The organism is Thermomonospora catenispora, assembly GCF_006363815.1.
GTDB lineage: Bacteria > Actinomycetota > Actinomycetes > Streptosporangiales > Streptosporangiaceae > Thermomonospora > Thermomonospora catenispora.
Genome location: NZ_RRYT01000061.1, coordinates 1 through 9,964 on the forward strand (window position 1 = coordinate 1; position 9,964 = coordinate 9,964).

Genomic DNA, 9,964 nt, shown 5'->3' on the forward strand with positions numbered 1-9,964 from the left:
GCCTCCTCGTCGAACGCGATCATCTTTGCAGCCATCGTTCCTCCCGCTCGTCGGGGATGGGTGGGAGGGACGGCGCCCGCGACGAACGCCCTGCACCAGGGCTCGCCGTCCCGGACGCCACCGTACACCACAAATTGCGTGCCACGCACTTAGTGCGTGATGAGCAATCATCGGCTAGGGTGAAGGCATGCACGCCACCGATGACGAGCAGCCGCGTGACCTGCGGACCCGCCGCAAGCTGGAGACCCGGGAGGCGATCGGCGCCGCCGCATTGCGCCTGGCGATCGAGCAGGGCCCCGACGGGCTGGCGCTGGTGCGGGTCCGGGACATCGCCGAGGCCGCCGGGGTCTCGCCCCGGACCTACAACAACTACTTCTCCAGCCGTGAGGAGGCGATCTGCGCGTTCCAGGCCGACCGGGCGCGCCGGCTGGGGCGGATCCTGCGGGCCCGGCCGGCCGACGAGCCGCTGGAGGAGGCCCTCACCGCCGCCGTGATCGAGCACGCCATCCCCCCGCCGGACCGGGCCGGCCTCCGCATGATCATGGAGACCCCCGAGCTGGAGGGCGAGGCGCTCAAGGCGTTCGCCCTGGCCGAGCGCCCGCTGGCCGAGGCGATCGCCGAACGCACCGGCACCGACCCCGACCGCGACCTGTACCCGAACGTCATGGCCGCCGCGGTCGCCGCCGCCGTCCGGGTGGCCGGCCGTCACTGGGTGACCGGCGACGGCTCCGAACCCTTCGCCGACGTCCTCCGCCGCGCCCTCGCCCACATCCTCCCGGCGGTGACGCGGAAAGAGTGACCGCCGACCGCACCGCCGTGCACGGACACCGGGACGCGGCGAGGGCGCGGCGAGGCGAGGCGCACGGAGGGCGGGGCGGATCCCCTCCCGGGTGCGGGACCCGCCCCGCCTCGCACGCGATCACGTCCGCGGACCGATCACAGCAGGTTGTCCTCGATCTTGAGGCCGAACGCGCCCCGGCCGTACATGGCCAGGGCGCGTTCGGCGTCGTTGGCGACGTGGACGCTGCCGGCGTGGGCGTCCCGCCAGGCGCGCTCGATGACGTTGCCGCGGCGCAGGGAGTTGCCGCCGGCGGTCTTGAACAGGATGTCGATGGCCTCGATGGCGCGTTCGGTGGCGCGGACCTGGTCACGGCGGGCGCGCAGCCGCAGCTCCATGGGGATCGCGGCCCCGGCCTTGGCGTGCTCGTACATCTCGCGGACGTTGCGCTCGGTCTGCAGCACGGCGGCGTCGATCTCGGAGGCGGCGCGGGCCACGGCGACCTGGGAGAACTGGTCCTCGACGAAACGGCCGCCGCCCAGGCTGAGCCGGATCCGGTCGCGCATCGCCTCCACATAGGAGCGGTAACAGCCCTCCACCGCGCCGAGCACGGCGGTGGCCACGGTGGTGGTGAAGATCGTGCCGAACGGCATCCGGTACAGCGGGCCGGTGTTGACCTTGCAGCCGGGGGCGCGCAGCCGGGCCTGGTCGTAGTTGCGCATCGCGCGGTGGGCGGGGACGAAGGCGCGCTCCACCACGATGTCGTCGCTGGCGGTGCCGCGCAGCCCCATCGAGTCCCACACCCGGCGGATCTCATAGTCGGCCCGCGGCACCAGCACGGTCATGAAGTCCACCGGGCGTCCCTCGGCGCCCACCACCAGCCCGCCGAGCAGGGCCCAGTCGGCGAACTCGCATCCGGAGGAGAACCCCCAGTGGCCGGAGAACTCATATCCGCCCTCGACCGGGGTGAGCCGCCCGATCGGGGCGTAGGAGGAGGCCAGCAGCACATCGGGGCCGTTCCCCCACACCTCCCGCTGGGCCCGGTCGGGGAACAGGGCCAGCTGCCAGGGATGCACGCCGAGCACGGCGGTCACCCAGCCGGTGGAGCCGCACGCCCCGGCGATCTGCCGGACCGCCCGATAGAAGGTCACCGGGTCGCCCTCCAGGCCGCCGTACCGGACGGGCTGCAGCATGCGGAACACTCCGGCCTCGGTCAGCTCCCGGATGGTCGCCGCCGGGATGCGCCCCTTCTCGTCGACGGTCCGAGCGCGTTCGCGGATGGCCGGCAGCAGCTCCCGTATCGCCTCCAAGACCTTCTCGTCGCTCATCGGCCGCTCCCCTCGATGTCCGCGCGGCTGCAGCACACCACGCCGACGCCGAACGGCACGGGCGGGCGTCCCGGCCACCGGGACTGCGGCACGGCGACCTCACCTCGACGGCATAGCGTGCAGGCGTACCGGAGCGCCCGCGAAGGGATGAAGCATCGTGACCGCTACCGAGTCCGACGGCGTTCGCGTCATCGAGGCGGAGGCGATCCCGACCCGCTACGCCCGGGGCTGGCACTGTCTGGGGCTGGCGGAACGGTTCCGGGACGGCAGGCCGCACGCGGTGCGGGCGTTCGGCGGCAAGCTGGTGGTGTTCGCCGGCGAGGACGGCCGGTTGAACGTGCTGGACGCCTACTGCCGGCACATGGGCGGCGACCTGTCCGAGGGCACGATCAAGGGCAATGAGATCGCCTGCCCCTTCCACGACTGGCGGTGGGGCGGCGACGGCCGCTGCAAGAAGATCCCCTACTCGCGACGGGTGCCGCTGCGCGCGCGGACCGCCGCCTGGCCGACGCTGGAGCAGGACGGGATGCTGTTCGTCTGGAACGACCCGGAGGGCAACCCGCCGCCGCCCGAGCAGGCCATCCCCCGCATCCCGGGCGCCACCAGCGACCGGTGGACCGACTGGGTGTGGACCGAGACGGTGGTGAACGCCAACTGCCGGGAGGTGGTGGACAACGTCGTCGACATGGCGCACTTCTTCTACGTCCACTACTCGTTCCCGACGTACTTCAAGAACATCTTCGAGGGGCACACGGCGACCCAGATCATGAAGGGCCGGGCACGGCCCGACGCCCGCCGCCCCTCCCGCGGTCCGCAGCTGCTCGGCAACAGTTCGGTGGCGACCTACTACGGCCCCTCGTTCATGATCGACGAGCTGACGTACCACTACGAGGGCTTCGACATCAACTCGGTGCTGATCAACTGCCACTACCCCATCGACCGGAACTCGTTCGTGCTCCAGTCGGGGATCATCACCGAGCGCAGCGAGGCGCTGCCCGGCGACGAGGCCGACAAGATGGCGCGCAGGCTGTCTGACTTCATCCAGCTCGGGTTCGAGCAGGACATCAAGATCTGGAAGACCAAGGCCCGCATCGACAACCCCCTGCTGTGCGAGGAGGACGGCCCGGTCTACCAGCTCCGCCGCTGGTACGAGCAGTTCTATGTGGACGCGGCGGACGTGACGCCGGAGATGACGGCGCGGTTCGAGTTCGAGCTGGACACCACCCGGCCGGTGGAGGCGTGGGAGCGGGAGGTCGAGCGCAACCTGGCCGCCCAGGCCGCCGGGGACGACCCCGCATGACCGTGCGCCCGGACGTCCGGCTGGAGGACATGCCGATGCGGCCGGTGCGGTGCCGCCGGTGCGGGGTCGAGGTGCTGGTCCGCAAGGCGAGCTGGGAGCAGACCAGCATCCAGTGGAGCACCCCCTCCATGACCGGATGCGCCGAACCGCCGCCGGACCGCCACCGCACCTGCCCCTCCCTGCTGGAGTCGATCGGCCTGGCCGCGGCGCAGGGCGACCTGGAGGTCCTGGACGGCTGAGCGGAAATCCCGCATGTCCTCCACGGAGACCCGCCGGGCCCGCCTCTCCGGCGGATCTTCCCTCGGAGCGCACCCGACGCTCCGGCCGTCGTCGACCGGGCGTCCCCTCGGCAGGCGACCGCGGTGTCCCGGGATGGAGAAGAGAAGGCCTCGCCGGTCCATGAACCCCTCCCCTCACCCGCCCGTCTCGGGCGGTGTGCGCGCCCGCTCGCCGAGGGCGGCCCCAAGGGGCGCGGCCGTGGGACGGCCGGACGCGATCACCCCGGCGTCTCGCCGGCGGCGGCCCGGCCGGCGCGGCGACCGAAGAAGGTGCCGTCGCCGAGGGAGGTGCCGCTGACATAGCCCTCGCCGTGGATGCCGTGCGCGGCGCGTCCCGCGGCGTACAGGCCGGGGATCGGGGCTCCGGAGTGGTCGAGGACGGCGCCGTCGAGGTCGGTGCGCAGGCCGCCGAGGGTGAAGCCGGAGATCCCGCTGGACGGGCCGCCGACCCCCCAGAACCCGTCGCCGGGATCGAACGCCGCGAACGGCGGCCTCAGCGGACGCAGCCACCGGGGGTTCTTATGGAAGCAGGGGTCCTCGCCGCGGGCGGCGTGCCGGTTGTAGACCTCGACGGTGACGGTCAGGGAGTCCGGCGGCATGCCGAGCGACTCCTCCAGCTCGGCGAGGGTCTCGGCGACGTGCTTGGGGCGGGCGCCCCACAGATCCGCCTCGGGGATCAGCTCCAGGCCCTCCTCGTCGATGATCGCCCAGTACGGTCCCGGCTGGTGCCGCAGGGCCTGGTGGCTGAACCGGCCGGGATAGACGTCCTCGTTGATGAAGCGGCGGCCCAGCGCGTCCACCAGCATCCCCCGGGCGACCAGCAGCGGCGGCACGGTCAGCGCCGCCTCCACCTCGCCCATGCGCCGGGTGGCGGCCCCGACCGCGGCGGCCATCCGGATCCCGGAGCCGTCGCTCCGCCCGTCGCTGACCTTGCCGTGCCCCAGCAGGATCGGGGCGTGGTCACCGAGCATCTCCTCGTCGTCCACGAACCCGCCGGTGGTGAGCACGACCGCCCGCCGCGCCCGGTAGGCGACGCGCTCCCCGTACCGGCGGGCCATCGCCCCGGCGACCCGGCCGTCGTCGTCCAGGATCAGGGCGGTGGCCCGGGTGTCGACGTGGGCGACGGCGCCGGCCCCCGTGGCGGCCTCCGACAGCGCGTCCATCAGGACCTTCCCGGCGAACAGCGGCGCGGCCGGCCGGTGCCCGCGCGGCACGGGCTCGGCGATCTCGGTGAACGGCCAGGCGTTCTCCCCCAGCCACATCAACCCGTCGTCGGTGGGCGGCATCCAGGTCGGCGTCGAGTACAGGCTCGCCTTGAACGGCACGCCCCGGGCGCGCAGCCACTCGAAGTGCTCCACGCTCTCGTCGCAGTACAGCCGCAGCTTGGCGGTGTCGGGGTGCGGGCCGAGCGCCGCCTCCAGGTAGGCGTACATCTGGTCGGGGGTGTCGTCGAACCCGCACGCCTTCTGCAGCGCGGTGCCGCCGCCCAGGTACAGCTCGCCGCCGGACTGGGCGGAGGCGCCGCCGGGGCCGCCGGCCCATTCCAGCACCAGCACGTCCGCGCCGGCGTTCGCCGCCTCGTAGGCCGCCGCCGCGCCCGCGCAGCCGAACCCCACGACCAGCACGTCGCACTCGTGGTCGGGCCGCCCGATCTCGCGCAGCCCGACCGGCTCCACCGTCGCGCTCACGACGCGGGCGGGACGAAGGCGGGCAGCGGCTCGGCGCCGGACCAGTCGTGGCCCCAGTAGCTGTCGGCGGTGATCTCCTCGGCGGTGTAGTGGCGCTCGTCGACCAGCATGCCCTCGCAGCCGTACTCGATGTCGAAGCCGCCCGGGGCGCGCACATAGAACGAGATCATCTTGTCGTTGGTGTGCCGTCCCAGCGTGGAGGAGATCGAAAAGCCCAGCCGGGTCGCGTTGTCCAGCGCCCGGCCCACCGCGTCGAGGCCGTCGACCTCCACCATCAGGTGCACCAGCCCGGGGTCCCCGTCGTGCGGGGCGGGACATATGGCCAGGCTGTGGTGCCGCCGGTTGACGCCCATGAACCGGATCCGTGCCCGGGGACCGGCCTTCATCGCGCCGCGCGGCAGGAACCCGAGCACCTCGGCGTACCAGGCCGCGACCTCCTCGCTGCGCGGCGTCGGGATGACCACGTGCCCCATGCCCAGCGGCCCGGTCACGAACCTCTGGTCCAGGCCCAGCCGCAGCGGGCCGTGCTCCAGCACCGGGCCGAAGAACACCTCGGTCGGCGTCCCGCCCGGGGCGTCGAACGCGATGCCCGCCTCGAAGTCCCGTTCCTCGGCCTCCTCACCGGTGAGCTCCCGCACCCGGACGCCGGACTTCTCCACCGCCTCGCGCACGGCGGCCAGCGCGTACTGGTCGCGGACCTCCCAGCCCACCGCCAGCACCCGGTCGACGTCGCCGGGCAGCACCGCCAGGCGATGCCTCCGCTCGTCCATCCGCAGATACAGCCCGCCGGGGTCGGCGCCGGAGCCCTCGGCGAACCCCAGCGCGTCGACCGTCAGCTCCCGCCAGCGTCCGATGTCCCGTGCCTGGACCCTCAGGTATCCCAGTCCTCGGATGTGCGTCACTGTGCCCACGCCGCCCAACGTCCCAGACTCCCCCGGCTCCCGCCGACCTCCTCCCGCTCAGCGAGAGTCCCCGGAGTCCGCGCAATCCCCCATGTTCGGCAGAAGCGGCGGATCGACCCCCGGCGCTGGGTGGTCGTCTTCGGATCCGCGGCCTTTGTGCTCCTGCTGGGAAGCGGCGTGTTCTACGGCATGCGGGCGGCGTGGACGTAGGTGTCGGGGTCGAAGGTGGACGTCCGGGTCGAGCGATGCAAGACCACCGGCACGGAGAACGACATCGTCGAATGCAGCGGTTCGTGGACCCTGCCCGACGGAACGCACAGGTCGGGTCCGGTCGAACGCGCAGACCTCGAGGACGAGGGCCGCACGATCCCCGGCCGCGCGACCGCCACCCGTGCGACGGTCGCCACGGGCCGGCAAGTCGTCGTCGGCGTGCTCGGCATGCCGGCGCCAGTGCCGCTTGGGCTCGGCGTGATCGTGCTGACGGTGCGCTACGTGCTGCGGCCACCGGCCTGACCGGCCCGCCGGACCGGGGAGCGCCGATGCGGTCCACCGGGGCACCGGCGAGATCACCGCCGGTGAGGACGGGCGGATCTCGCTCTAGGACGCCTCCTCCTCTGAGATGGGGAACGAGTGGTGTTCGTGGGCGATGACCCACCGGCCGTTCTCTTTGCGCAGTCCGATGGTCAGGCGCAACCGGCGCTCAGGGCGGCGTTCGTGCTCTTCGCGGGTTCCGCAGCGGAGCAGGGCGTGGGCGAAGGCGACATCTTCACCGGCGGTCACCTCCAGCTCGGTGATCTCGAACGTGCCGCCGTGGGCCTGCCAGTCGAAGAACGGCGGCCAGACGTCGCGGTAGGCGTCGATGCCGCGGACGCCCTCGTGCGGCGGCGGAACGTCGAACATCACGATGTCGTCGGCGTGGTCGGCCAGGACGCCGTCCATGTCCCCGGCGTGGACGGCTCGAGCCCAGCGCCGGATGAGGGCCTCGATCCGTGCCCGGTCGTCGCTCGTCATGATCCTCATCTTCAGAGTCGATGGCCTGGGCATTCATACAACTCGGGGACACCGACAGAATTCGTCAGCCGGTCGGGATCCGCTCCGGAGAGGGACACGGGCCGGCGGCAACGAACGCGAGGCCTCGACGACCCGCGCAATGTACAACAAGCCCGCTCGACGGAAGAGCGCGCCGAGTGGAACGGCCTCCTCGGGCGCCACGCCACAGCCGAGCAGCAGCCCACCGTCGAATGCGAGGAGCGCGATAGGTCGATCGGGTGGACAAGACAGGGAAGAAGGCTCGAGGCGGCTCTTCCCGACGGCCCCTCCAACCGAATCCGGAAACGTTCTCGATGCGGGAGTTCCGGAAATGCAACCGCGCCGCCCGGAACATCGAACCGGGAGGGCTGACCCCCTGCACCCACGGTCAGGTCGAGCACGTGATGCGGTACAGCGGGTCGGCCGACCGCCGGACCTGCACCGGGAGTTCCTGCTCATCATGGGCGGAAACCCGCACCCGCCGCCACCCTGGTTCGAACGGCCCTTCCCGGACCCACTACGCATCAAGGACGAAATGCTCGGAGAAACGCGGGAGAAGGGAGGGGACACCTCGTTTCCGGAGGATGCAGTGGTGATCGGTGCGGGTTCCTGCACGTACTGCACATCGAACGTGAGCACCGCGGGAGACGATCCGTCGATCCATGCCTGCGAGCATTTTCGCTACCACGAAAAGCACTACCGCGGCCTCCGCGAACTCCTCTGGGCGGCCGCCGTGGATCAAGAACCCACCGCGAAGGCGCCCGGCCGCCCGCGGGACGCCGCGTGTCGCCTCTCCGTCGGGATCGCCGCGAGCGGTGCGAACGTCACGTCGACCGGTGACCGCGACGACGCCCCCGACCGCGCGGGCGGCGGCCGCACCGCCCTCACGACCGTGAGCGGCGTCACGGCCGCATGCCCGTGAGCATCGTCACGATCTCGGCCGCCCCGCGTCCGCGGATGCGTCCCGTATCACAACGCGGGCCGGCGGCACGCCGCCGCCGCTCGGCGTCCCGTCCCTCACCTGGCGCTTTCCCGATCCCGCGTGTCCTCGGAGGAGCCGGCGCCGGCGTCGTCCGGCGCATCGGCCGCGCTCGGCGGGCGGGAGGAGATCGCCGCGGTGCGTACTATGGTGCTCGATCCGTGAACGGCGGGTGCATGCCCGCCGCATCGCTGTGACGCAGCCGACCCCGGGGACGACGAACCCGGCGGCCCGCACTGTCATCCACCCCCCTTGGAGCCTGTGACGGAGCCGTGCGCCCGCGCACGGCCTGCGGGCCTGTCTGCGCCCAGATCCTTCTCCACCCCCTGTCCCCCCTCCCTCGGATCAGATTGAGCGGTCAAGGAGCGATGTCCAACACGCAGAGCGTTCGCCCCATGCGGCCACGAAAGGAGGCGACCGGATCTCGTCCACCTGCGCCCGAGCGGCTGCGGTCGCTGCGCCGGCGGGTGCAGCCGGCCGCGGTGACCGTCGTCCGGCTCACCGTGCCGGCCACGCTCGCCTACCTGACCGCGCTGCCGATCATCGGCGACGGCGCGCCGCCGCTGCTGGCGCCGCTCACCGCGCTGCTGGTGGTGCAGGTCACCTGGTATCAGACGCTGCGCAGCGCCTGCCAGCGGGTGGTCAGCGTGGTGGCCGGAGTGGTCGTGGCGGTGGGCTTCGCCGTCTGCGCGGGGTTCAGCTGGTGGAGTCTGGCGGTGACGATCGCCGCCGCGCTGGTGATCGGCCAGGCGCTGCGCCTGGGCGACCACAGCCTGGAGGTCCCGATCAGCGCGATGCTGGTGCTGTCGTTGCACGTGCCGGACGCGGTGTCGACGGCGGCGTGGACCCGGGTCGCCGAGACGCTGATCGGCGCGGGCGTGGGGCTGCTGGCCCGGCTGGCGGCCTCGCCGGTGCGGATCCGGCCCGCCGGGGAGGCGGCCGAGGAGCTGGCCCGCGAGATGGCGGGGCTGCTCCGGGCGATGGCCGGTGAGCTGCGCGATCAGCCGCGTCCTCCGGTGGAGCGGTGGCTGGAGCGGGCGCAGCGGCTGCGCCGGGAGATCCTCCGGGTGGAGCGGGCCCTCGACGAGGCGGAGGAGAGCCTGCGGCTGAACCCGCGGGCCGCGGGGCTGGTCACCGCCGCCGTCGCGCTGCGCGGCGGGCTGGAGAACCAGGAGCACGCCACCTTCGCCGTGCGCGGCCTGGCCCGGGGGCTGGCGGATCAGGCCCGGCGGCGCGACGAGCGGGCTCCCCTCTACGGCGAGGAGGTGCGCCGCACGCTGGCCGAGGCGCTGCGGGAGCTGGCCTCGGCCACCCACGCCTACGGGGTGGCGCTGCGGTCGGGCGGCGGCGACGAGGGCCTGGCGCGGGCGCTGCGGGACCATGTGAACGCCGCCCGGGCCGCCCGTGACCGGCTGAGCGGGCTGCTGCCCGCCGATCCCGCCAGCGGCCCGGCGGACTGGCCGCTGCACGGGGAGCTGCTGGTCCATCTGACCCGTCTGTGCGATCTGCTCCCTCCGGTGGAGCGCGCCTGCCCTGCCCGGTCCCGCGTCCGCCCCCGCATCCGCCGTGCGCCCCGCGCCCTGGCCCGATCGCTGCGCGAGGCGCCCCGCCGTCCCGGCCGTGCCCGTCGTCTGCGGCGGCACGCCCCGGCGCTGCGGGTGCCGGCGCCGGCCGGGCACGGC

General features: G+C 73.0%; 10 protein-coding genes. 6 read left to right on the forward strand and 4 right to left on the reverse strand.

The window, feature by feature from the left end:
* The first annotated feature begins 187 nt into the window (after window positions 1–187).
* Entirely contained in the window at window positions 188–799 is a 612-nt protein-coding gene (locus EIO00_RS23445; protein ID WP_140182523.1) for a TetR/AcrR family transcriptional regulator, read from the forward strand.
* Window positions 800–936: 137 nt separating this feature from the next.
* Here the strand turns inward: EIO00_RS23445 and hsaA are convergent, their stop codons facing one another.
* Window positions 937–2,106: a 3-hydroxy-9,10-secoandrosta-1,3,5(10)-triene-9,17-dione monooxygenase oxygenase subunit gene (gene hsaA / locus EIO00_RS23450; protein ID WP_140182524.1), complete on the reverse strand. Its 1,170-nt coding sequence runs from the start codon at window positions 2,104–2,106 to the stop codon at window positions 937–939.
* A gap of 157 nt (window positions 2,107–2,263) precedes the next feature.
* Between hsaA and EIO00_RS23455 the strand changes: the two genes are divergently transcribed.
* Together EIO00_RS23455 and EIO00_RS23460 are read left to right on the forward strand one after the other, a co-directional pair.
* Window positions 2,264–3,406, forward strand: coding sequence for a 3-ketosteroid-9-alpha-monooxygenase, oxygenase component (locus tag EIO00_RS23455; protein WP_140182526.1), 1,143 nt, complete (start codon window positions 2,264–2,266; stop codon window positions 3,404–3,406).
* On the forward strand, window positions 3,403–3,645 hold the full coding sequence (locus tag EIO00_RS23460) for a ferredoxin (protein WP_140182528.1): 243 nt from the start codon (window positions 3,403–3,405) through the stop codon (window positions 3,643–3,645). The genes EIO00_RS23455 and EIO00_RS23460 overlap by 4 nt, the downstream gene beginning before the upstream one ends.
* A gap of 257 nt (window positions 3,646–3,902) precedes the next feature.
* Here EIO00_RS23460 and EIO00_RS23465 read toward each other — a convergent pair whose 3' ends face one another.
* Both EIO00_RS23465 and EIO00_RS23470 read right to left on the reverse strand, forming a co-directional pair.
* Window positions 3,903–5,372 carry an FAD-dependent oxidoreductase gene (locus EIO00_RS23465; RefSeq protein ID WP_241661555.1) on the reverse strand — a complete coding sequence of 490 codons (1,470 nt, stop codon included), beginning with the start codon at window positions 5,370–5,372 and terminating at the stop codon, window positions 3,903–3,905.
* Window positions 5,369–6,283, reverse strand: a complete 915-nt coding sequence (locus tag EIO00_RS23470; protein WP_241661556.1) for a VOC family protein — start codon at window positions 6,281–6,283, stop codon at window positions 5,369–5,371. The genes EIO00_RS23465 and EIO00_RS23470 overlap by 4 nt, the downstream gene beginning before the upstream one ends.
* 216 nt (window positions 6,284–6,499) lie before the next feature.
* On the opposite strand from EIO00_RS23470, the gene EIO00_RS23475 reads away from it, so the two are divergent.
* Window positions 6,500–6,787: a hypothetical protein gene (locus tag EIO00_RS23475; protein WP_140182530.1), complete on the forward strand. Its 288-nt coding sequence runs from the start codon at window positions 6,500–6,502 to the stop codon at window positions 6,785–6,787.
* 84 nt (window positions 6,788–6,871) lie between these two features.
* On the opposite strand, the gene EIO00_RS23480 is transcribed toward EIO00_RS23475, so the two are convergent.
* Window positions 6,872–7,285, reverse strand: coding sequence for a YybH family protein (locus tag EIO00_RS23480; protein ID WP_140182532.1), 414 nt, complete (start codon window positions 7,283–7,285; stop codon window positions 6,872–6,874).
* A gap of 478 nt (window positions 7,286–7,763) precedes the next feature.
* On the opposite strand from EIO00_RS23480, the gene EIO00_RS23485 reads away from it, so the two are divergent.
* Both EIO00_RS23485 and EIO00_RS23490 read left to right on the forward strand, forming a co-directional pair.
* On the forward strand, window positions 7,764–8,225 hold the full coding sequence (locus EIO00_RS23485; protein ID WP_140182534.1) for a hypothetical protein: 462 nt from the start codon (window positions 7,764–7,766) through the stop codon (window positions 8,223–8,225).
* Between the two features lie 452 nt (window positions 8,226–8,677).
* Window positions 8,678–9,964 (forward strand): FUSC family protein (locus tag EIO00_RS23490; RefSeq protein WP_161602790.1); only part of this gene is annotated, 1,287 nt, incomplete at its 3' end.

Coding starts and splice junctions, on each gene's coding strand:
- EIO00_RS23480 (WP_140182532.1), bottom strand. CDS start 7,285: ATGACGAGCGACGACCGGGCACGGATCGAGGCCCTCATCCGGCGCTGG.
- EIO00_RS23460 (WP_140182528.1), top strand. CDS start 3,403: ATGACCGTGCGCCCGGACGTCCGGCTGGAGGACATGCCGATGCGGCCG.
- EIO00_RS23445 (WP_140182523.1), top strand. CDS start 188: ATGCACGCCACCGATGACGAGCAGCCGCGTGACCTGCGGACCCGCCGC.
- hsaA (WP_140182524.1), bottom strand. CDS start 2,106: ATGAGCGACGAGAAGGTCTTGGAGGCGATACGGGAGCTGCTGCCGGCC.
- EIO00_RS23485 (WP_140182534.1), top strand. CDS start 7,764: ATGGGCGGAAACCCGCACCCGCCGCCACCCTGGTTCGAACGGCCCTTC.